The following is a 21,911-nucleotide window of genomic DNA, read 5'->3' as shown; positions in this document are numbered from 1 at the left end:
TTTCATTTAAATATATTCATTACAATAGGCTCTATTTTAATAATTTCTAATTTACTTCTGATTGTATTTGAATATAAAAAAACAACTAAGTTTTGGAATAGTTTTTTGTCGTTTTTTATTGTATTTATGTTTTATACTTTTAGTACTGTTTTTTCATCTGGATTAGTAAATTCTTATCTTAATATAGTTGCTAGTTTCTTAACGGAAAATAAAAATATTGAATACTTAATTAATGGTATTATTTTAATACTGATTAGTTTATTTTTTCTTCATAAGACGATTAGAAGCTACAATAATATTGTTATTTAATTCGCTTATTTGTTAATTAAAACTCAAAAATTATGTGTTTCCTAAAAAATCTTATAATTTCGGCTTTATAGAACTTTAATTCCTGTTTTATGAGAAAAATAATACTATTAGCCTTAGGATTATTATTGATACAATGTACATCTGTTAAGAAACACAATGAAACTTTATATAAAGAAATAAAGGTAAAACAATTACACAAAGATGTTGATTATGCCTATAAAAAGTTGCAAAAAATGCAACCTAAGTTGTATCAATATATTAGTAAAGAAAAACTGGATTATAAGTTTGATAGTTTAAAGGCATCTATTACAAAACCTCTTACAAGCTATGATTTTTTTACAAAATTGAGTCCCGTTGTTTCAGAAGTAAGACAAGGTCATTTATTTACTTATCCAAAACTGAAACGCTATTCTAAAAAAGAACAGAAGAATCTTAAAAAACAAATTAGTTCTTTTAGTCAGTTTGAATTTGAAATTTTTGATAACAAATTATATGTTGTAGAAAATAAATCTAAAATAGACTCTATAAAAATAGGTGATGAATTGACTCAAATAAATAATGAGCCCGTACAAAATCTTATAAATGATGCTAAAACGTGGATTACTTCGGATGGCTATAATACTACTTTTCAAGATAAATTTATTGCGCAACGTTTAGGTACTTTTTTCACCTTTAAATATCAAATACAAGATAGTGTTGCTTTTCAATTTAATAATGATAAATCTTTCTGGATAAAAAGGATTAACAAAGACACTGTTTCTGATAAAACGAGTAAGAAGAAAAACGAAAAATTCACTAAAGTTCAAAGAGATAGCCTCATAAAGGTAAATAGACGATTAAGTAAATTAGGCTATAACAAAGACACTAAAAAATACAATAGAGAATTAACATTTACAGCAAAAGACAGTTGTACTGCTATTATGAAAATTAAAAGTTTCACAATAGGTAATTATAATAGTTTTTATAAAGAAAATTTTAATCTTTTAAAGAAAACAGGAACTAAAAATTTAATTATTGATATTAGAAATAATTTTGGTGGTAGAATTGACGAAATTAGTAGCTTATATAGCTATTTAGCTCCTGACTCTACATATACTTTTGTAAATGAATCTGAAGTTACCCGAAAAACAAGTCTATTGCAAACAGATTATTTCAAAGGTTCAAAACCAGTTTCTTTTATAGTTAAAGGGATTCTTTCTCCTTTCTTTTATAGTTATATGTTTTTCAAAGTACATAAAAAAGAAGATGGAAATTATTACTTTAATTCAAATGCAAAAGAAAAAAAATCAAGCGATTTAAGATTTAATGGGAATGTTTATGTATTAATAAATGGAGGTAGTTTCTCTGCATCTAGTATTTTGTCTACTAAGCTAAAAGCAAATAAAAGAGCTATCTTTGTAGGTGAAGAAACTGGTGGAGAATATAATGGAACTGTTGCTGGGTTTATGCCACAAATAACGCTGCCTAACTCTAAAGTAAAAATGCGTATTGGTTTAATGTATGTTAATGCTCAAGAAAAAACAGATATAATAGGTCATGGTATTTATCCTGATGTAACAATAATACCATCATTAAATGATAGGTTAAATAACAATGACCCAGAGTTAAATTATATACTAGAAGACATCAAAAACAAATCAAAATTAGAATTAGAAGAATGATACTTCCTCCCCATTTCATACCATTTCCAACTCAGATAGATAGTAACGATTTACCTAAAAAATTCACTTTCCCTTTTTATTATGAACCACACGCTTTAAGTGTTATTGCAGCGAAAGAGTTGCAAAATTATTTAGAAACGCAAACTAATTTCCAACATAATTTTGGATTAGATAAAAATCAAGAAGGATTAGTTATTGGTAAAATGTTTGGTGTTTTAGTTTGCCAAAACGAAAGTAAAAAACTGGGCTATTTATGGGCTTTTTCAGGAAAATTAGCTGAGAACAATCATCATGATTATTTTGTTCCTCCTGTTTTTGATATGTTACAACATGATGGCTTCTTCAAAAGAGAAGAGGAAGTTTTAAATGCTATTAATAGAAAAATTGAAGTATTAGAAAAAACGCCTAAATATATTGTAACAAAAAAGAAAGTCATTGCAACTAAGGAGAAAGCTTTAGAAGATATTTCAAATCAAAAAGAAAGGATTAAAAGATTAAAAACACTTAGAGATGAACGAAGAATTGAAGGAGAGAAAAATCTTGATTTTGAAAACTTTAAAATACTTCAAAAAGAACTAAGTAACGAAAGTAAAGAAGAAAGTATTCTGTTAAAAAAAATGACTAAATACTGGAATTATCAAACTGAAAATATAGAAAATGAACTTGCAAAGTTTACTTCAAAGATTAACAGTTTAAAAGAACTTAGAAAACAAAAATCAGGAGAATTACAACAACAATTATTTGATAGTTATTCTTTTTTTAATCAGGCAAAAGAACTAAAAAGTGTAGGTGAAATTTTTAATAATAATCCACCTGCTGGTGCTGGAGAATGTGCTGCACCAAAATTACTTCATTATGCTTTTCATCATAACTTGAGGCCTATAAGTATGGCCGAATTTTGGTGGGGACAGTCGCCTAAATCAGAAGTTAGAAAACATAAGCAATTTTATCCTGCTTGTAGAAGTAAATGTGAACCCATCTTAGCTCACATGCTTAAAGATATTCCTTTGGAAGATAATCCGTTTTTAGAAAATCCCGCAGAAGGAAAAGATATCTCGGTTGTTTTTGAAGATGATTTTTTAGCTGTTATAAATAAACCTGCTGAATTTTTATCTGTTCCTGGGAAAAATGTAAGTGATTCTGTTTATCAACGGGTAAAAGATTTATATCCAAATGCAACCGGACCATTAATCGTACATCGTTTAGATATGTCTACTTCTGGATTACTCTTAATTGCTAAATCGGAAGATATTTATAAAGATTTACAATCTCAATTTATTAAACGAACAATTAAAAAACGCTATGTAGCCATTTTAGAAAATATTGTTTCAAATGATGAAGGTTTTATTGATTTACCTTTACGAGTAGATTTAGACAATCGTCCAAATCAATTAGTTTGCTATGAGCATGGAAAACAAGCCCGAACTGAATATAAAGTAATCGAAAGAAAAGACGGAAAAACACGTATTCACTTCTTCCCTATTTCTGGTAGAACACATCAATTGAGAGTTCATGCATCCCATTCGTTAGGACTAAATTCTCCTATTGTTGGTGATGATTTATATGGAACTAAAGCTAATAGATTGCACCTTCATGCAGAAGAAATCACATTTAACCATCCTATTTTAAAAGAAAGGATGACAATAATAGCAAATGCTGAATTTTAAAAAAGTGAGTTTCGGATAATTGAAACCCACTTTTTTACTTAACTAAAATTATATTTTGGCTCTATTACTGCTTGTTCTGAAATTTTTCTACATTAACAATTTCAATGTTTTTTTCTCCTGTTCCAAAATCCCATTTTATTTGATCTCCTATTTTATTTCCAACTAAAGCTAATCCTACTTCACCTACAATTGACTCCGTATTATTTCTTCTTTTAGCTTTTGAGGGAGCTACAAAGGTAAACGTTTGCAATTCATTCGTATTAAGATCTTTAATAGTGACTCTGCAATCAATAGTAACTACATTATCGGGCAATTCTCTGCGTCTAATTTGTTTGGCACGTTTTAATTGTACTATTAATTGATCTTCTACAAATGGTGTTACTTTTTTTCTTCTTAGTAAATCTTTAATTAAGTCATAAATTCCTGTTGTCAATACAATATCTTGATTCATTATTTCTGTTTTTTTTACAAATGCTTTAATAAAACCTAAATAAATACCCAACTAAATTCAAAATTGAATTCAGCACAAAAGCATCAAAAAGCAAATGATTATTATTTATTTTGAGTAAGAAAATAGAATTTTCCCTGCCATGGGCTTGACAGGGATTATTTAATGAAGTCTTTAGAACTTTTTAAAAAAGAATCATCATGCAAATAATTCAAAGTGATAAAACTTCGAACTATACATATGGTAAAAAGATTAAACCGATTCATTTCAAATAAATAATTTCAAATTTAAAGCTATTTTATCCGATTAAAAAATATTTAACAATTCATTATTCTTTAATACCAAAGTAAAGTTGTACTAGTATCCTTTACCTCATAATTAAAATCTTATTTTATTTAAATTATAAAATTTTAAATCCAAACTCTTATATTTAAATTTTGAAAATAAAATATATGAAAACGATATTTAAAAATCTTGTTATTTTCATTTTGAGTCTAACATTTATTAAGTGTTCTTCTCAAAAAGAGAATGTAAATGAAAATTGGGGTGGAGGTATAGATTGTAATTATCCTGGTATTTCTCAAAATTTGAAAGGGCCTATTAAGAGAATAATACAATATAAGGTAATTAACAGAACAGGAAAATATGAAGAAAAAGTATATAAAAATTTTTTTTCATTTAGGGAACATGATCATGATTACATATTAGCTCAAGGAGTTCTTCAATATGATAAAAAGGGATTAATACCTGGAAGTTATGAAATGTATGGTAATGGTGAAAATAATATGGAATATGATTCTTTGGTGCCAAAGTTCTTAAAAAGTATTGATACTACAGTATCACCTTTTCCAGATAATTGGCTTAGAGACACCATAGGTATACAGGAAAAATATAATTATAAACCCAAATACAGTTATAAACATTATATGGGTGGGGATTTGTATAAATTGCAATTAAATAGATATAAAATTTATGAATGGGAGGAATTTGATCGAACCGATTTTGATGAATATGTGAATTGGTACATAATAGATGAGAAAGGAGGAAGAATAAAAGAGAATAGATTCTATATGTGTGATTCTATATACAGGCAAAAATGGGAGAAATTTCCTTTGCAACAAGAGAAAACGAAGTATAAAGATTTAAAAGAAGAAGATTGGGACGAAACAACGTTTTATAAATATGATGATAAAGATCGTATAATAGAATTAACCTATGCCATGGCTGAACAAAGTCTAAGATCCCAATCTTTTGATTATGTGAATTTAGGTATTTCTCGAGAACCTAAAGTTAATTTTAAGTACAACAATAATAATAGAGTAACAGAAGAAATAGTAAGTTGTATAGACCCAGAAGATGAAAGCAAAAGAATTGCAGTACAAACAAAGAAGTTTACCTATCACCCTACCAAAGGGTATTTAGAAAAGCAAGAAATTTTTATTGACAATAGATTTAAAGACGAATTGTATCGACGTTTTTTAAATGATACAACAATAATAACTTACAACGAGCACGAAGATATAACGAGTAAAAAATACAAGCATGAGTTTTTGCCTCCTCCTGGAAAAAGAGGTTTAGTATCCCATAATAATGATAAATATTACAAGTATGAATATGATAAGTATGGTAATTGGACAAAATGCTATATGTACTTAACTAATGATATAGATACACCTACAATAATTGCAACAAGAATTTTTGAATATTATAAAGATTAATTGTAACTCATGTTTACAATTAACAACTTATTATCAAAACGTACCAAATGAAAAAAACACTTTTACTAAGTATACTTGCACTTAGTTTGCAACAATTATCAGCACAAAACTTTACTCGTAGAGATTCATTACATGGAGGATTACGCTTTGAACGTAATTGTTTTGATGTGCAGCATTATGATTTGAATATTAAAATTAATCCAGATGAAAGAAGTATTGTTGGATATAATGATATTACTTTTAATGTAGTAGAACCTACTTCAAAAATTCAATTGGATTTATTTGATAATATGCATGTAGATTCTATTGTTTGGAATGATCAAAAACTAAAGTATGAACGTGATTACGATGCTGTTTTTATTAGTTTTCCAAAGGAATTAGCAAAAGATACTAATGATAAAGTGCGTTTTTATTATTCGGGAAAACCGAAAGTAGCAAAAAATGCTCCTTGGGATGGTGGTTTTGTATTTAAAAAAGATAGTAACGATAAGCATTTTGTAGCAGTAGCAGTTCAAGGAACAGGTGCTAGTTTGTGGTATCCTGTGAAAGATTCTCAAACAGACGAACCTAATAATGGTGCAACTATAAAAGTGGCCGTTCCGAACGGATTGATGAATGTTTCAAATGGACGTTTCAAAGGATCTGAAGATTTAAAAAATGGCTACACACGTTGGAATTGGGAAGTAAAAAATCCAATTAACAATTATACCATAACAGTAAATATTGCAGATTATGTTCATATTGAGGACAAAATGGATAATTTAGATTTAGATTATTATGTTTTAAGAGAAAATGAAGAAAAAGCTAAAAATCATTTTGATGCCGATGTTAAACCAATGATGGAATGTTTTCAAGCTAAATTTGGTCGTTATCCTTTTTGGGAAGATGGCTATAAATTAGTAGAAACTCCTTATTTAGGAATGGAACATCAAAGTGCTGTTGCTTATGGTAACAAATATAGAAAAGGATATTTAGGTAGAGATTTATCGGGAACTGGTGAAGGAATGAACTTTGACTTTATTATTATTCACGAAACAGGTCACGAATGGTTTGGTAATAGCGTTACAAGTAAAGATATTGCTGATATGTGGATTCATGAAAGTTTTACTACTTATAGCGAAACCGTATTTGTTGAATGCATGAAAGGATATGATGCTGCCATGAAATATATCAATGGTCAGTCTCAAAATGTGCAAAATGACAAACCTATAATTGGTCAATATGGTGTAAACAATGAAGGAAGTGGTGATATGTATTATAAAGGTGCTTTGCTTTTAAATACATTGCGACACGTAGTAAACAATGATGAAAAATGGTGGGATATTATTTTAAAATATTCAGAAACTTTTAGAAAACAAATTATTGATACTAAAACAGTTGTAGATTTTTTCAATAAAGAAACTGGTCGTAACTTAACTCCTATTTTTGAACAATATCTTCAATATACAACTATTCCAAAACTTGAATTTAAAAAGTATAAAAAGCGTTTTCAATATAGATGGATAACTAATGTACCTAACTTTGAAATGCCTGTAGATATTATGATTGAAGGTAAAAAAATGAGATTGGATGCTACTAATGAATGGCAAAAATCAAAAGAAGTAATTCCAAATCTTAATGATATAGAAGTTTTAACAAATCACTTTTTCATTAAAGTGAATCAATAAAAATTTAAAAGGAGCTAATTAGCTCCTTTTTGTTTTTCTAAACTTAATTTCCTGTTTATTTTCCCTGTTTTAGTTTCAACAAACTTTGGGATAAAATAAATAGCTTTGGGTTTTTCAAATTTATCCAATGCATCAAAAAATGAAAGTGGTAATTCTTTTTCTTCTGATTCTATGACTAATATAAGTTTTTGACCTAATTTTTCGTCTTTTTCACTACTAATAAAAAATCGATCTTTTATAGTGCCTTGCAACTTAGCTTCTATTTGTTCTGGAAATAGCTTCACTCCTCCACTATTAACCACATTATCAAATCGACCCAACCATTTGAATTCCTTTTCTGAAATAATTTCAACAATATCATTAGTTATTATTTCTTCTGTAATAATTTTTGGTGCTTCAATTAAAAGACAATTTCGAGCATCTACTTTAACTATTACATTAGGTAATGTTTTAAAATTTTCATCTCCAATTTTTCTAACTGCAATGTGTGTAATTGTTTCAGTCATTCCATATGTTTCATAAGCTTCTACATCTATTTTTTCTATCTTATGAATTAATGGTTTTGATAAAGCAGCTCCACCAATAATTAATTTCTTAATTGTATATAATTTCTGTAATGAATTTTCAACTTGTAGCGGAACCATTGCTACAAAATCATATTCTTTATTGACTAAAGCTAAAGGATTAGCGTCTACCAATGCAATATCAAGCTCTAATCCTAAAATTATGGCTCTTACAAGCATCATTTTCCCTGCAATATACTTTGCAGATAAGCACAGTAAAGCAGAATTTCCTGGTTCTAATTGGAAAAAATCTCCCGTAGCTAATGCTGATTGAATCATGGCTTGTTTTTCAAGCTTAATTATTTTTGGAACTCCTGTTGTACCTGATGTTTGAACTTCTAAAAATGAACTATCATCTAACCATTCTAATAGAAATTCACCTACATATCTTTCATTTTCATTTCCTTCTTTAATAAAACAATATGCTACTCTGCATAAATCATCATAACTAAAATGATATCCATTGAGTTTAAATCTATTATGTACGTTTTTATGCGTTACCATCATTTTTTATTCTTTCTATTAAATTTCAGCTCCTTTATTGATTTCTAATGGTCCTGTTAGTTTTTCTTTCCAATTTTTCCATTTATAAACTTTTGAAAACAATAATAACAACAAAGGAAAAACAATTAAAACAGGAAATATAATTTCGAATCCAGCAGATGGTTCGGATACATCTTTTAAAATAGAATGTGTTTGAAAAGCAGTCCAATCAGCAGTAACTAAAAGTGCTCCTACTAAATTATTAGCAGCATGAAAACCAAGAGCTAGTTCTAATCCTTCATCCATTATGGTTAAAATTCCTAAAAACAAACCTGTTCCAATATAATAAACCATGATTATTAAACCTATTTTCCCTACTTCTGGATTTGCAATATGCATAAGCCCAAATAATATTGAAGTAATTAATAATGGTACTAATCTACTTTTTGTGACCAATGCTAATCCTTGTAAAAAATTACCTCTAAACAAATATTCTTCAAAACTTGTTTGTAATGGAATTAAAATTATAGCTATTAAAAAAAATATTGCAAATTTTTGAGGATTAAAATTCCATACAAAATCTTCTGGTGTTGAGTAATAGGCTAATAAGGTCATTCCTATAGTAATTAAACTCCATAGTGAAAAAGAAAAAAAGATACGTTTCCAGTCTACTTTCGCTCTTGATGTTGTTAAACTTTTTATAGATTGCCCTTGAATAAACTTAACCCAAAACCAAATAGCAAATATCCCTACAGAAAGTGGTGCTATAAGCATTATAAAAGCACCATTAACTCCAACGGAGTTAATCATTTGTTGTAGTAATTCATTAGTATCTACTCCTTCACTTGCCACATAATTTGCTGCTATTAAACCAATAAAGGAAATAGGAAATATAAAATACAAAATAGGATTGGCAGTGAATTTTTTTACTTGTTCTAAGTACATATTTTTATTTTTTTTAATCAGTCAAATTTAAGAGTATTTTGTTACAAACAATAATATCATTTCCTTTGTATTAAAATTTATACTATTATGATAACAATTTACCACAATCCAAGATGTTCAAAATCGAGAGAAGGTTTATGCGAAATTGAATCTTTCAACAAGCCTTTTATATTAAGAAAATATATGGACGAGCCTTTCTCTAAAGAAGAATTGAAAGACGTAATAAAAAAATTAGGAATAAGACCTATTGAATTAGTAAGAGTAAAAGAAAAAATTTGGATTGATGACTATAAAGGGAAAGAACTTTCTGATGAGGCTATAATTGACGCTATGTTAAATCATCCTAAATTAATAGAAAGACCTATTGTTGTGAATGATAATAAAGCAGTTATAGCACGACCTTTAGAAATGATTAACAAAATTCTATAGTTTTTTTAACATACTATTGGGAAGTGTAGATTAAACCTAAACATAAATTTGCTGTCTTAAAGAAAAACATACAAATTTATCATGCTAAAGAATTACAAATTAACCGCCCTTTTCTTTTTACTCTCATTACCAATGATGGTTTTTTCTCAACAAAGACCAGATGCAAAAAGAATTAAAGTTTCTGGTAAAATTATTGAAAAAGGAACTACATTACCTTTAGAATACGCAACTGTTGTATTTCAGGATGTTAAAAACCCTGAAAAATTAAGCGGTGGTGTTACTGATTTAAATGGTGATTTTAACTTTGAAATACAATCTGGGACATATAATGTTCGATTTGAGTTTATTTCTTTCAAAACTGTTGAATTAAAAAATAAAACATATAATACTAATACCGATTTTGGTACTGTATATTTAGAAGCTGATATTGCTCAATTACAAGCTGTTGAAGTTATTGCGGAACGCTCTACTGTAGAAATAAAACTAGACAAAAGAGTTTATAATGTAGGAAAAGATATGATGGTAAAAGGTGGAACAGTTAGTGATGTTTTGGATAATGTTCCATCTGTTACAGTTGATCCAGAAGGAAATGTTGCTCTTAGAGGAAATGAAAATGTTAGAATCTTAATAGACGGAAAACCATCTGGTTTAGCTGGAATTAATATTGCAGATGCTTTAAAATTACTTCCAGCAGACTCTGTTGAAAAAGTAGAAGTTGTTACCAACCCATCTGCTCGTTATGATGCTGAAGGTAGTGGTGGAATTATAAACATTATTTTAAGAAAAGGAAAAGCACAAGGATTAAATGGTTCGTTTGTAGTTTCTGCTGGTGATCCTGAAAGCTATGGTGTAAGTTCAAGTTTAAACTATAGAAGTGATAAATTCAATTTATTTTCAAATACTGGTTATAATTATAGAACTTCTCTAGGGAATTCATTTAATAATTCTACTTACTTTGATAATGGTGTTATTCAAAACTATATTGATGAAAAAAGAAATAATGAACGTTTAAACAAAGGATATAATACAAACTTTGGAATAGAATTATTTATAAATAAATCAACTAGCTGGACAAATTCATTAACGATACAGAATAGTAGAGGAGAAAATCCAGATAATGTATTTTTCTATAATTTTGATGAATTAAGAAATCCTACTTATACTAGAAATCGTTTTAACGATCAAAGAAGTAAAGATTTAACTTTTGAATACGCTACAAATTTTACAAAAAACTTTAAAAAAGAAGATCACAAATTAACAATTGATATGTCGTTCTCTCAAAACAGAGAAAATGACAATTCTATAATTAATGATCAAGTTTTAAACGATCCTAGTTCATTATTTGTTGAAAGAACATTAAATCCTCAAACTCAACAACGCAATCTTTTTCAAGCTGATTATGTATTACCTATAGGAAAAGAATCTCGTTTTGAAGCAGGATATCGTGGTAGTTTTCAAAAAAACCTAACTGATTTCCAAATTGATTTATTAGACAATGGAAACTGGGTTAGAAATGATTTATATTCAAATCTATTAGAATATAACGAAAATGTAAATGCCTTCTATGTTCAATTTGGTTCAAAGATCAATAAATTCTCTTATTTCTTAGGATTACGTTTTGAAGATAGTAATATTGATGTAAACTCAATTTCGGTTAACGATTATAATACTAAAAAATATAATAATTTCTTCCCAACTGCTACTGTAAACTATGAATTTTCGGAAACAAGTAGTTTAAGTTTAAGCTATAGTAAAAGAATTAATAGACCAAGAGGTCGTTTCTTAAATCCTTTTTCAACTTATTCAAGTAGAATTAATATTTTTAGAGGAAATCCTGATTTAAATCCTGCTTATACAAATGCATTTGATTTAGGATATTTAAAAAGATGGAATAAAGTAACATTCAACACCTCTGTTTATGCTAATTTAACAGATGATTCGTTCCAATTCATCAGAAGAGAATCTGGATCAATCGTTGATGGTGTTCCCGTTATTGAAGCAACGCCCATTAACTTAGCAACAGAATTTAGATCTGGTTTTGAATTTAATGTAAATTATTCTCCATATAAATGGTGGAGATTAAATACTAATTTCAATCTTTATAGAAACGAAACAAAAGGAGATTATAGATATATAAATTCATTAAATGAAGAAATCGTTCAAAATTTCGATAATGTAGCATCAAGTTGGTTTGCAAGAGTTTCTTCTAAAATTACATTACCATACAAAATTGATTGGCAAACAAATGCAACCTATAGTGCACCAGAAAATAATGCACAAGGTAAAAGATTATCAATGACTAGTGTAAATTTAGCATTTAGCAAAGATGTTTTAAAAGACAAAGGAACAATTGCATTAAATGTTAGCGATTTATTTAATTCTAGAAAAAGACGTTCTGAAACTAATTTAGAAAATATAACTAGTTATTCAGAATTTCAATGGAGACAAAGACAAATTAATCTTTCTTTTACTTATAGATTTAATAAGCAGAAAAATGAAAGAGAAAATCAGAGAAGAGACGATAACGGTGGAGATGACTTCATGGGATAATATAAAAAAAAGGACTGCAAATGCAGTCCTTTTTTATTTTTAAACAAGAAAAATAATTATTATTTATTATTCTTGTCTTTCTTGCTGTTTTTTGGCTCTTTTCTCTTTGATTAATTCAACAATAGCACCACCTAACCAATAAGGTACAAACGACGCTAAAAAAATCATTAACCAAAACCCGATTGTTAAAATGGTTAAGAAAAGTAAAAAACCTAAATACTGATCAAATTCAAACATGTTTTCCGGAATTTATGAATTCATGCCAAAGATACTAGTATTTATTTTTTTTAGCAATATAATAACACTTTTTATTTCTTTAAAACCCTGATAAATTGTATTTTTCTTAAATAATAAAAAGTAGTATGAAATATAGAATTGAAAAAGACACATTAGGTGAAGTACGTGTTCCTGAAAATAAATTATGGGGTGCACAAACAGAGCGTTCAAGAAACAATTTTAAAATTGGAACAGAAGCATCAATGCCTTTTGAAATAATTAAAGCTTTTGCTTATTTGAAAAAAGCCGCAGCTTACACAAATACAGAATCAAAAGTACTTTCTACCGAAAAAAGAGATTTAATTACTCTAGTATGTGATGAAATAATAGAAGAACAATTAAACGACCATTTTCCTTTAGTTATTTGGCAAACAGGTTCTGGAACACAGTCTAACATGAATGTAAATGAAGTTATTGCTAATAGAGCGCAGCTTTTAATGAAGAAAGAAATTGGTACAGAACCCGTTTTAAAAGCCAATGATGACGTTAACAAATCGCAATCTTCAAATGATACTTTTCCAACTGCTATGCACATTTCTGCTTATATTATGCTTGTTGAAAAAACTATTCCTGCTATTGAAAATCTACTTAATACTTTTAAACATAAATCTGAAAGCTTCAAAGACATTGTTAAAATAGGAAGAACCCATTTAATGGATGCAACACCTTTAACCTTAGGTCAAGAATTTTCTGGATATACTCAATTATTAGCAAACGGTTTAAAAACCTTAAAAAACTCTTTATCAAGTCTGTCTGAATTAGCACTTGGAGGAACAGCTGTTGGAACAGGTTTAAATACACCTAAAGATTACGATACATTAGTAGCTCATTATATTTCAAAATTTACAGGTTATCCGTTTATAACTGCTCCAAATAAGTTTGAAGCTCTTTCTGCTCATAATGCAATCGTTGAAAGTCATTCCGCATTAAAACAACTAGCAATTTCCTTAAATAAAATAGCTAATGATATTAGAATGCTAGCTTCTGGTCCTCGTTCGGGAATTGGAGAATTATTACTTCCTGAAAATGAACCTGGCTCATCTATAATGCCTGGTAAGGTAAACCCAACACAATGTGAAGCTTTAACAATGGTTTGTGCTCAAGTAATGGGGAATGATGTAGCCATAACAATAGGTGCAACACAAGGACATTATGAATTAAATGTTTTTAAACCTATGATTATTGCTAATTTTCTTCAATCAGCACAATTATTAGGCGATGCTTGCAACTCTTTTAATGAGAATTGTGCTAAAGGAATAGAACCTAACAACAAACGAATTGATGAATTAGTTGCTAATTCATTAATGCTTGTTACAGCGTTAAATACTAAAATTGGATATTATAAAGCAGCCGAAATAGCACAAACAGCTCATAAAAACGGTACCACTTTAAAAAAAGAAGCAATTCGATTAGGCTATGTTACAGCAGAAGATTTTGATCTTTGGGTAAAACCTGAAAATATGATTTAACTTTTTTAAGATTACTAATTATATTCGTTTATACTTTATCTTCAATCTTTTATCTAAAAGTATTTTTAGATTTGGCTTAAACTACTTTTCTTTTTCATAGAATCTAAAACCATTTTTTCTTTTTAAAATAGTAAAGCATTAATAATACTAAAACAATCATTACTCCTAGAATAGTAAAATATCCGTATTGATATTCAAGTTCTGGCATATGTTTAAAATTCATTCCATATATACCTGCTATAAATGTAAGAGGTAAAAACACTGATGAAATAACGGTTAATGTTTTCATCACTTCATTCATTCTATGACTTTGAGCAGTATAGAAAAAATTGCTTGCACTATCTAAAGTTTTCATATCGTAATCAATTTGTTCCAAAAGTTCCAATGCCTTTTGGTGCAACCTACCAAAGAAAATATAATTCGCTGTTTCTATACAATCAAACTCATCATCATCTTTAATTGTTTTAATCGTAAATAACGCATCTCGCAAAGGAGTAATAGAACGTTTTAACAAATGAAAAATCTCCCTTAACTTCTCAATTTCTTCCATTATTTCTGGACTATCAGAAGTTTTTGAAGCTAATAAAAGAGATTCTATTTTATTTTCTTTGCTTTCTATAGTAATATAAAAATTTTCAATAATTGAATCGAGCATTAAATACAGTAAATAATCCACTTTCTTTTTACGAACAATTCCAGTGTTTCCTCTTAAACGTTCTCTTATATGCGTAAAAAAGTCACCTCTCTTTTCTTGAAAAGATACAATTAAATTATCCTGTAGTAAAAAACTAATTTGTTCAATCAATATAGTTCCTTCGTCATCATTTGGCAAGATAGATTTTACACTAAAAAACAAGGTATCATCTAACTCATCTAATCGAGTTCCTCTAGTAATATTTAAAATGTCTGAAACAATTAAACTATTTAGTTGAAGATATTCTGCCAATGATTTTATGATCTCTACATCATTTAAGCCATGAATATTAAGCCAATTATTTAATTCAAATTTCTTTTTTTCATTAAACTCTTTTACAGATATTTTTTCATATTCGTCAACCTCTTTTTCATTAAATACAAAAAGTTGCATTTCAGTTTGCTTATCCTTATAAACTCCTGTATATTCTAACGGTTGTGAATTTACTTTTCTTCCTTTTTTATATCTTAATTTTCTCAAGATTTATAGTTTTTAAGCATAAAGATAGGTGTTTTTAAAAATTGCTGCTTATTTTTGTGAAAATTTTATTTCATGCAAAAACTTTTTATCAACATAAAAGAACTTCTTCAAATAAGAACTAATCCAATAGACAAAGTATCGGGTGATGCAATGGCAATATTACCAAAAATTGATAATGCTTTTTTACTTATTAAAGATGATATCATTGAAGATTTTGGAACAATGGCTAACTGTCCGAAACTTGAAAACACTGAAGTTATTGATGCTACAGGAAAAGTAATTTTACCTACATGGGTTGACAGTCATACGCACATTGTTTATGCTGGAAATAGAATTCAAGAATTTGTAGATCGAATTAATGGATTATCGTATGAAGAAATTGCTAATCGTGGTGGTGGTATTTTAAATTCGGCTAAAAAATTAAATGAAACTTCTGAAGATGAGATTTATGAACAATCAAAACTCCGTTTAGAAGAAGTGATGCTACAAGGGACTGGAGCTGTTGAAATAAAATCGGGTTATGGTTTAACAATTGATGGCGAACTAAAAATGCTTCGTGTAATAAAACGATTAAAAGAGAATTATAGCCTTCCTATAAAAGCTACCTTTCTTGGTGCTCATGCTTTTCCTATTGAATATAAAGAAAATCATGCTGCTTATATTGATGTTATTATTAATGAAATGCTACCTAAAATTGCTGCTGAAAATTTAGCCGATTATATAGATGCTTTTCTAGAAACTGGATATTTTTCTGTAGATGAAACTGTTAAAATTATGGAAGCAGGAAGAAAATATGGTTTAATCCCAAAAATCCACGTAAATCAATTTACTGCAATTGAAGGAATAAAAGCTTGTGTAGAGCAAGGTGCCTTATCTGTAGATCATTTAGAAATTGTAACTGATGAAGATATTGAAGTACTAAAAAACAGTAATACTATGCCAGTTGCTTTACCTAGTTGTTCTTATTTTATTAGTATTCCTTATACACCTGCTAGAAAAATGATAAAAGCTGGTTTACCTTTAGCTCTTGCTACTGACTTTAATCCGGGTACTACTCCATCTGGAAACATGAACTTTGTTGTAGCAACAGCTTGTATCAAAATGAAGATGACTCCTGAAGAAGCTATTAATGCTGCAACAATAAATGGTGCTTATGCTATGGGAATTAGTAAAACTCATGGAAGTATTACTAAAGGAAAAAAAGCAAATATTATTGTCACAAAACCACTCACATCCTATTATCAATTACCTTATGAATTTGGAAATAACCTCATTGAAAAAGTAATGATTGATGGAGAGTTTATTTCATAAAAAATACCCCAAAAGTTTAATTAACTTTTGGGGTATTTTTATTTATTTAAAATCTTTTTACAATTCTTCTTTAAAAGTATCATGTTGATTAATATCTCCAGAATTGTAACCTTTCATAAACCACTTCATACGTTGCTCAGATGAACCATGAGTAAATGAATCTGGAACCACATGACCTTGCATTTTACTTTGAATAGCATCGTCTCCTACTGCATGAGCAGCGCTCAATGCTTCTTCAATATCACCTGCTTCTAAATACTTTTTATTATAATGTGCCCACAATCCTGCATAAAAATCGGCTTGAAGTTCTAAACAAACAGATAGTTTATTTGCTTCAACCTTACTTTTCCCTTGTTGTGCTTGTCTTACTTTTTGTGAAGTCCCAAGTAAAGTTTGAATATGATGCCCTACTTCATGAGCGATAACATAAGCAATTGCAAAGTCTCCTCCTTTTGCTCCAAAACGAGTACGAAGTTCTTCAAAAAAACGTAAATCCATATATACTTTATGATCTGCTGGACAATAAAATGGTCCTGATGCAGAACTAGCTCCTCCACAAGCTGTTTGAACAGCATCGGTAAATAATACCATTTTTGGTTTTTCATATTCACCTATTTGGTTATCTCTAAAAATTTTAGTCCAAATATCTTCTGTATCTGCTAAAACTGTAGCGGCAAACTGACCAAGCTCTTTTTCCTCTGTTGTTAATTCTCTCTGTTCTGTTTGCTGAGTAGTAGGTTGCTGATTCATTTGTTCTAAAACTGGAGCTACCATCTTACCTGTATCACCTCCAAAAATTTGTAACAAAAGGACAATTATACCTATAATTCCTCCACCTGCAACTACTTTCCCTTTTGAAGACATTCCTCTTCTATCTTCTACGTTATCACTTTGACGTCTGCCTTGCCATTTCATAAATAATCTATTTAAATTAAACCTCAGATGATCCTATTTGATCAATAATATTCTCTTCTTCTTCAATACCTATAATATTATCATACAATACAAAAGTCATTGCTGGCCAAAATGGTAGTGTAAAAAGAATCCCAATACATAAACCTATAAGTCCTAACATAATTACTACAATTGCAATAAGTAATGCTACAAAAATATGTATTGGTTGTTTTGCTACTAATTTAATACTTTTTTCAATAGCTTCACCAAAACTTTGATTTCCAAATATTACTATAGGAATAAATAATACTGTAAAAAGACTAAATATAATATGTACAATTATATTTATAAATGATAATGCTAAAAAATCAAATAGTCCTGTTAAGATAAGCGTTCCTAATGCAATTATAGCCGAACCTATTACGATATCCTTAAAATACTTTCCTTTGTAATAATCAAATATTGTACTAACATTAAGAGGTTCATTCCTTTTTGCTAAGAAACAGATTTTTATAAATCCTGCGTTTAACGGTGCTGTTAATGATGCAAAAACAACTGAAAGAATAAGGTTTCCAATTAAATATGTTGAATCGAGCTTCATTTCATTCATTTCAACTGCAAAGTCTGCAAAATCATTAATTCCATATATAAACAAAAATAAAAAACTATATAAAACAATCATTACAAAAATTAGTAAAAGATATCCTAATCCTGAAATAAGAAATGTTTTCTTATATATTTCAATACTTTGATCTATCACTTTACCCAAATCTAAGCTATATCCTTTCTCTAATTGCTCTTCAATTTTACTTTTCATCTATTTTTCTATTTTGAGCAAAAATAAAGGAAAAATAATATAAAATAAATTATTTACGAGAATTCAATTACTAAATAAGCTTCTTATAAATAAGAAACAGGTACTATCCTTATTAATAAATCACTATAAATCAACAGAAAAAGTAATTATCCTTTGAAAAAGGGGGATTTTCCCCTTGTTTCACTTTAAGGTTAGGAATACATTTGTCCCATATCAATTTAAAACCATTACTATTATGAAAAAAATGAATAACGTTTTAATTGCAGATGATCTTCAGACAATTGAAATTAAATCAAAAGAAGACAACATGAGTTACAGCAAACCTAAACAGTTAATCACGAATTCGTTTGCTAAAGAACTGAATAATAATCATACAGAAGCAATTGCAACTGCAAATAAAAATGCGAAGGATGACGCAAATGCTTTTTGGTATTCATTAGAAGAATTGGAAAATTACATCAATCATATTAAAACAGAAGGAATTGAAAAAGGCTATAAAATTGATGGCATCAGATTTTATATAGGTAAATATCCAAATAAAGAAGAATATAAGGAAAAAGCGGGAATGACTACAATATTTTTAAGTCCAACTGGATATAAAACAGAAGCGCAAAAAAGTAGTTTACTAAGTTATTCATCAAAAGAAGAATTAGGACAAAGCAGTGATGTTGATGAAATTAGTCCGCTAAATTATGGTTCAATGGGAAACCCTCCAAAAATGTCGTATCCTTCAAATTAAAAAATGTTAGAAAATATAAGATTTTATACTATTTATTTAGCTTTGTTATCTGGAATTATTGGTTTGTTTTTCTTTTACAAACTACCAAATAACAAAGCTAAATCTATTTTGGTTATGATATGGCTATCTGTTATAATTGAGTTTTTAGGAATCAATTTTAGCAAATGGACAGGCATAATCAATTATTTCATATTTAATTTTTACATTTTAATAAGCTTCATTTACTATATATACCTACTAAAATTATTAGTACATAAAATCATATATAAAGCAATTGCAAACCTATTCTTAGTTATTTATATTATTTTTTATGCTATCAATTTTATACTTATTCAAAATAATATTGATGAAACTTTTACCAATAGTTTTGCAATAGGTGTTCTTTTTGTTTTAATTCTATCTTGCTTATATTTAATTGAGATGTTTAATTCTGAAAAGATTTTAAATTTTAAAAAGTCAATTTATTTTTGGTTTATATTAGGTGTTTTACTTTTCCATCTTCCATATTTACCTTTTTTATTAGCACTTGATTGGTTTTTAATAGAAAGAGTAGAATCAATCTATAGTTTTGTAGTGTTTATTTTAAATTTTTTAATGCATAGTTGTTTTATAATAGGATTCATATGGACAGAGAAAAGGTACAATTATTAGTAATATCACTTAGTATTGTATTTTTTACTTTACTAATAATACTGTTTGCGCTATTTTTTTATTTTCAGAAAAAGAAAACACAATTTCTTATAGATAAAATGGAGTCTGAAATTCATTTTCAATCTGAATTAATTAAAACTAGAGTTGAAATAAAAGATCAAACATTATCAGAAATAAGTAAAGAATTACATGATAATATAGGTCAAATAATATCTGTTGCAATAATGCAAGTGAATTTGTATTTAAAAAATGAAGAGAAGGTTACAAAAGCAGATTTAAATGAATTAAAGAATGTCTTAGCCAAGTCATTAGATGAAATTCGAATATTATCGAGAATAATTAACAAAGACAATTTAATAAATACTAACTTTATAGAGTCTATAAAAAATGACTTTGATAGAATTAAAAAGTTAAAAAATATAGAATGTGTTTTTAATCACGATGAGACCTTTCCTAAAATTAATGTAGAGCATGAATTAATTCTATATCGTATTTTTCAGGAAGCAATCCATAATAGTTTAAAACATTCATTAAGTAAAAAAATAGAGATTGACGTTACTTGTGAAAAGAAAAAACTATTAATTAGATTAAAAGATTATGGTATTGGGTTTGATTTAAACAAGACAAGTAAAGGTTTAGGCTTAAACAATATAAAGTTTAGAGCTAAACTTATAGGAGCAACTGTTTCAATCGAATCTAATAATAATGGAACAATTTTACTTTTAGAATACCTTTTAAACAAGAAAAATGAAAACTAAAAATAAAGTAATAATTATTGACGATCATTTATTATTCTCACAATCTTTAAAATTTTTGATTAATAGTTTTGAAGACTTTATTGTTGTAAATAATTTTGAAAATGGAAAAGATTTTATTGATTCTGTAGTTGCAAATAAGATGAATTTGGATGAAATTGACATTATATTACTTGATGTTAATATGCCAATACTTGATGGACTAAAAACAATGGAATGGATTAAAATTAATCATGAAAGTTCAAAAGTAATTGCTCTTTCTGTAAATGATGATGAGGAAACCATTATAAAAATGATGAAAAATGGAGCTAAAGGATACTTACTAAAAGATACTTCTCCTCAAATATTTGAAGAAGCTCTAAATACTGTTTCAGATAAAGGTTTTTTCTTTACTGAATTAGTTTCTGGACTTCTTATTAATAGATTAGACAATAATAAAAATATAAGATTAGAACTGAAAGATAAAGAAATCATATTCATCAAACATGCTTGTACTGAAAAAACGTATAAAGAAATAGCTGATGAAATGTGTTTAAGCCCTAAAACTATTGATGGTTATAGAGAAAATCTATTTTCAAAATTAGAGATAAGAACTAGAATAGGTTTAGTTTTGTATGCAATAAAAAATAAGATTGTTAATATAGAATAGTCTATTGTTTTTTTACTTTAATTCCTACACCAAGTACATTGGGAAGGTAATCTCCGCTAAAATTATTCTTAATTTCAACTTTATATTTTCCTTTTTGCAATGCCATTTTTTCTTTGATTGTAAAATACAAATCGCAAATATCACCTGAACAATCTGCCAAATCTTTTCCATTTTCATCTTTTATTTTTAAATTAATAGGAGTAGATTCTTTCTTACCATCAGGATAAAAAATAATAACATTAAATGGAACCGATTGAAACTGGAAATCGTAAACATGACCAAGATGTAATATCAAATTTACTTTAGATTCGTTATTTTTAATTAAAAAATCAAATGATTTCACTTCTTTGGTCAACCATCTATTTTCTTTAAAATCAGAATAAAATTTACTATAAACTATATCCTTATCACAAGATAATAAGAAAAGAAAAACAAGAAAAAATAAATGTTTACAATATTTCATATTACAGAATTTAGTCCTATAAATATATAAAAAAAAGACCTGAAATAAGTTGACACAAAATTGACTTACTATGATTAATCTAGAAAAAAACGATATTAAAAGTAGAAGCACTGTTTTGGTATGGTCAAAAAAATTTGGTGACTTAAATTAGAGCAGACCTAATCTTCTTTTTACGTCGAAATCCATAGAAACTTCTTTAGATTTATTTATTAAATTTAGAATAGAGAAAAGTGTTTGAGGAAACTAACACGCACTCAGAATAAAACCCATACT

At 27.9% G+C, this 21,911-nt stretch carries 20 protein-coding genes; 12 read left to right on the top strand and 8 right to left on the bottom strand.

The window, feature by feature from the left end; all coding sequences use genetic code 11:
• Window positions 1-398: 398 nt before the first annotated feature.
• Window positions 399-1,970, top strand: coding sequence for a S41 family peptidase (locus LXD69_RS11480; RefSeq protein WP_246915524.1), 1,572 nt, complete (start codon window positions 399-401; stop codon window positions 1,968-1,970).
• Window positions 1,967-3,637, top strand: a complete 1,671-nt coding sequence (locus LXD69_RS11475; RefSeq protein WP_246915523.1) for an RluA family pseudouridine synthase — start codon at window positions 1,967-1,969, stop codon at window positions 3,635-3,637. Before LXD69_RS11480 ends, LXD69_RS11475 begins: the two co-directional genes overlap by 4 nt.
• 64 nt (window positions 3,638-3,701) lie before the next feature.
• On the opposite strand, the gene LXD69_RS11470 is transcribed toward LXD69_RS11475, so the two are convergent.
• Complete coding sequence (locus LXD69_RS11470; protein WP_246915521.1) at window positions 3,702-4,088, bottom strand: GreA/GreB family elongation factor; 387 nt, start codon at window positions 4,086-4,088, stop codon at window positions 3,702-3,704.
• A 449-nt stretch (window positions 4,089-4,537) separates the two neighbouring features.
• Here LXD69_RS11470 and LXD69_RS11465 point away from each other — a divergent pair, with 449 nt between their 5' ends.
• Together LXD69_RS11465 and LXD69_RS11460 are read left to right on the top strand one after the other, a co-directional pair.
• Window positions 4,538-5,803 carry a hypothetical protein gene (locus LXD69_RS11465; RefSeq protein ID WP_246915519.1) on the top strand — a complete coding sequence of 422 codons (1,266 nt, stop codon included), beginning with the start codon at window positions 4,538-4,540 and terminating at the stop codon, window positions 5,801-5,803.
• 47 nt (window positions 5,804-5,850) lie between these two features.
• Complete coding sequence (locus LXD69_RS11460) at window positions 5,851-7,470, top strand: M1 family metallopeptidase (protein WP_045966398.1); 1,620 nt, start codon at window positions 5,851-5,853, stop codon at window positions 7,468-7,470.
• Between the two features lie 14 nt (window positions 7,471-7,484).
• On the opposite strand, the gene LXD69_RS11455 is transcribed toward LXD69_RS11460, so the two are convergent.
• Window positions 7,485-8,540 (bottom strand): AMP-binding protein, encoded by a 1,056-nt coding sequence (locus tag LXD69_RS11455; RefSeq protein ID WP_246915517.1) that lies wholly within the window; start codon window positions 8,538-8,540, stop codon window positions 7,485-7,487.
• A gap of 15 nt (window positions 8,541-8,555) precedes the next feature.
• Window positions 8,556-9,461, bottom strand: a complete 906-nt coding sequence (locus LXD69_RS11450) for a CPBP family intramembrane glutamic endopeptidase (RefSeq protein WP_246915515.1) — start codon at window positions 9,459-9,461, stop codon at window positions 8,556-8,558.
• A gap of 87 nt (window positions 9,462-9,548) precedes the next feature.
• On the opposite strand from LXD69_RS11450, the gene arsC reads away from it, so the two are divergent.
• Together arsC and LXD69_RS11440 are read left to right on the top strand one after the other, a co-directional pair.
• Window positions 9,549-9,890: an arsenate reductase (glutaredoxin) gene (arsC, locus tag LXD69_RS11445; RefSeq protein WP_045966394.1), complete on the top strand. Its 342-nt coding sequence runs from the start codon at window positions 9,549-9,551 to the stop codon at window positions 9,888-9,890.
• Between the two features lie 81 nt (window positions 9,891-9,971).
• The gene (locus tag LXD69_RS11440; RefSeq protein ID WP_246915513.1) at window positions 9,972-12,440 is read left to right on the top strand and encodes an outer membrane beta-barrel family protein; all 2,469 of its coding nucleotides are present in this window, start codon (window positions 9,972-9,974) and stop codon (window positions 12,438-12,440) included.
• A gap of 66 nt (window positions 12,441-12,506) precedes the next feature.
• Here LXD69_RS11440 and LXD69_RS11435 read toward each other — a convergent pair whose 3' ends face one another.
• Complete coding sequence (locus LXD69_RS11435; RefSeq protein ID WP_045966390.1) at window positions 12,507-12,677, bottom strand: hypothetical protein; 171 nt, start codon at window positions 12,675-12,677, stop codon at window positions 12,507-12,509.
• A 125-nt stretch (window positions 12,678-12,802) separates the two neighbouring features.
• Between LXD69_RS11435 and fumC the strand changes: the two genes are divergently transcribed.
• Window positions 12,803-14,185, top strand: coding sequence for a class II fumarate hydratase (fumC, locus tag LXD69_RS11430; protein WP_246915511.1), 1,383 nt, complete (start codon window positions 12,803-12,805; stop codon window positions 14,183-14,185).
• 103 nt (window positions 14,186-14,288) lie between these two features.
• Here the strand turns inward: fumC and corA are convergent, their stop codons facing one another.
• Entirely contained in the window at window positions 14,289-15,359 is a 1,071-nt protein-coding gene (gene corA, locus LXD69_RS11425) for a magnesium/cobalt transporter CorA (protein WP_246915509.1), read from the bottom strand.
• A gap of 72 nt (window positions 15,360-15,431) precedes the next feature.
• Between corA and hutI the strand changes: the two genes are divergently transcribed.
• On the top strand, window positions 15,432-16,670 hold the full coding sequence (gene hutI, locus LXD69_RS11420) for an imidazolonepropionase (protein ID WP_246915507.1): 1,239 nt from the start codon (window positions 15,432-15,434) through the stop codon (window positions 16,668-16,670).
• A gap of 57 nt (window positions 16,671-16,727) precedes the next feature.
• Here hutI and ypfJ read toward each other — a convergent pair whose 3' ends face one another.
• On the bottom strand, window positions 16,728-17,585 hold the full coding sequence (gene ypfJ / locus LXD69_RS11415) for a KPN_02809 family neutral zinc metallopeptidase (RefSeq protein ID WP_045966380.1): 858 nt from the start codon (window positions 17,583-17,585) through the stop codon (window positions 16,728-16,730).
• 16 nt (window positions 17,586-17,601) lie between these two features.
• A complete protein-coding gene (locus tag LXD69_RS11410; RefSeq protein ID WP_246915505.1) occupies window positions 17,602-18,381 on the bottom strand; it encodes a hypothetical protein in 780 nt (259 codons plus the stop codon).
• A 244-nt stretch (window positions 18,382-18,625) separates the two neighbouring features.
• On the opposite strand from LXD69_RS11410, the gene LXD69_RS11405 reads away from it, so the two are divergent.
• The 4 genes from LXD69_RS11405 (at window position 18,626) to LXD69_RS11390 (ending at window position 21,175) form a co-directional block, all read left to right on the top strand.
• Window positions 18,626-19,120, top strand: coding sequence for a hypothetical protein (locus LXD69_RS11405; protein ID WP_246915503.1), 495 nt, complete (start codon window positions 18,626-18,628; stop codon window positions 19,118-19,120).
• 3 nt (window positions 19,121-19,123) lie between these two features.
• Complete coding sequence (locus LXD69_RS11400; RefSeq protein ID WP_045966378.1) at window positions 19,124-19,771, top strand: hypothetical protein; 648 nt, start codon at window positions 19,124-19,126, stop codon at window positions 19,769-19,771.
• 98 nt (window positions 19,772-19,869) lie between these two features.
• The gene (locus LXD69_RS11395) at window positions 19,870-20,529 is read left to right on the top strand and encodes a sensor histidine kinase (RefSeq protein WP_235270871.1); all 660 of its coding nucleotides are present in this window, start codon (window positions 19,870-19,872) and stop codon (window positions 20,527-20,529) included.
• Window positions 20,519-21,175 (top strand): response regulator transcription factor, encoded by a 657-nt coding sequence (locus tag LXD69_RS11390; RefSeq protein ID WP_246915501.1) that lies wholly within the window; start codon window positions 20,519-20,521, stop codon window positions 21,173-21,175. Before LXD69_RS11395 ends, LXD69_RS11390 begins: the two co-directional genes overlap by 11 nt.
• 1 nt (window position 21,176) lies before the next feature.
• Here LXD69_RS11390 and LXD69_RS11385 read toward each other — a convergent pair whose 3' ends face one another.
• A complete protein-coding gene (locus LXD69_RS11385; protein ID WP_246915488.1) occupies window positions 21,177-21,638 on the bottom strand; it encodes a gliding motility lipoprotein GldH in 462 nt (153 codons plus the stop codon).
• Window positions 21,639-21,911: the final 273 nt, after the last annotated feature.

The sequence above is a fragment of the Flavobacterium sediminilitoris genome, assembly GCF_023008245.1.
Lineage (GTDB): Bacteria > Bacteroidota > Bacteroidia > Flavobacteriales > Flavobacteriaceae > Flavobacterium > Flavobacterium sediminilitoris.
Note: the sequence above shows the minus strand (reverse complement) of the source record. Positions and strands in the feature narration are given on the sequence as shown.

Excerpts from the sequence above, each read along its gene's own strand:
- LXD69_RS11405 (WP_246915503.1), top strand. The coding sequence starts at position 18,626 with ATGAATAACGTTTTAATTGCAGATGATCTTCAGACAATTGAAATTAAA.
- LXD69_RS11440 (WP_246915513.1), top strand. The coding sequence starts at position 9,972 with ATGCTAAAGAATTACAAATTAACCGCCCTTTTCTTTTTACTCTCATTA.
- LXD69_RS11410 (WP_246915505.1), bottom strand. The coding sequence starts at position 18,381 with ATGAAAAGTAAAATTGAAGAGCAATTAGAGAAAGGATATAGCTTAGAT.
- LXD69_RS11470 (WP_246915521.1), bottom strand. The coding sequence starts at position 4,088 with ATGAATCAAGATATTGTATTGACAACAGGAATTTATGACTTAATTAAA.
- LXD69_RS11385 (WP_246915488.1), bottom strand. The coding sequence starts at position 21,638 with ATGAAATATTGTAAACATTTATTTTTTCTTGTTTTTCTTTTCTTATTA.
- LXD69_RS11455 (WP_246915517.1), bottom strand. The coding sequence starts at position 8,540 with ATGATGGTAACGCATAAAAACGTACATAATAGATTTAAACTCAATGGA.
- ypfJ (WP_045966380.1), bottom strand. The coding sequence starts at position 17,585 with ATGAAATGGCAAGGCAGACGTCAAAGTGATAACGTAGAAGATAGAAGA.
- LXD69_RS11450 (WP_246915515.1), bottom strand. The coding sequence starts at position 9,461 with ATGTACTTAGAACAAGTAAAAAAATTCACTGCCAATCCTATTTTGTAT.
- fumC (WP_246915511.1), top strand. The coding sequence starts at position 12,803 with ATGAAATATAGAATTGAAAAAGACACATTAGGTGAAGTACGTGTTCCT.
- LXD69_RS11480 (WP_246915524.1), top strand. The coding sequence starts at position 399 with ATGAGAAAAATAATACTATTAGCCTTAGGATTATTATTGATACAATGT.
- LXD69_RS11390 (WP_246915501.1), top strand. The coding sequence starts at position 20,519 with ATGAAAACTAAAAATAAAGTAATAATTATTGACGATCATTTATTATTC.
- LXD69_RS11465 (WP_246915519.1), top strand. The coding sequence starts at position 4,538 with ATGAAAACGATATTTAAAAATCTTGTTATTTTCATTTTGAGTCTAACA.
- LXD69_RS11400 (WP_045966378.1), top strand. The coding sequence starts at position 19,124 with ATGTTAGAAAATATAAGATTTTATACTATTTATTTAGCTTTGTTATCT.
- LXD69_RS11475 (WP_246915523.1), top strand. The coding sequence starts at position 1,967 with ATGATACTTCCTCCCCATTTCATACCATTTCCAACTCAGATAGATAGT.
- hutI (WP_246915507.1), top strand. The coding sequence starts at position 15,432 with ATGCAAAAACTTTTTATCAACATAAAAGAACTTCTTCAAATAAGAACT.
- LXD69_RS11435 (WP_045966390.1), bottom strand. The coding sequence starts at position 12,677 with ATGTTTGAATTTGATCAGTATTTAGGTTTTTTACTTTTCTTAACCATT.
- LXD69_RS11460 (WP_045966398.1), top strand. The coding sequence starts at position 5,851 with ATGAAAAAAACACTTTTACTAAGTATACTTGCACTTAGTTTGCAACAA.
- LXD69_RS11395 (WP_235270871.1), top strand. The coding sequence starts at position 19,870 with ATGGAGTCTGAAATTCATTTTCAATCTGAATTAATTAAAACTAGAGTT.
- arsC (WP_045966394.1), top strand. The coding sequence starts at position 9,549 with ATGATAACAATTTACCACAATCCAAGATGTTCAAAATCGAGAGAAGGT.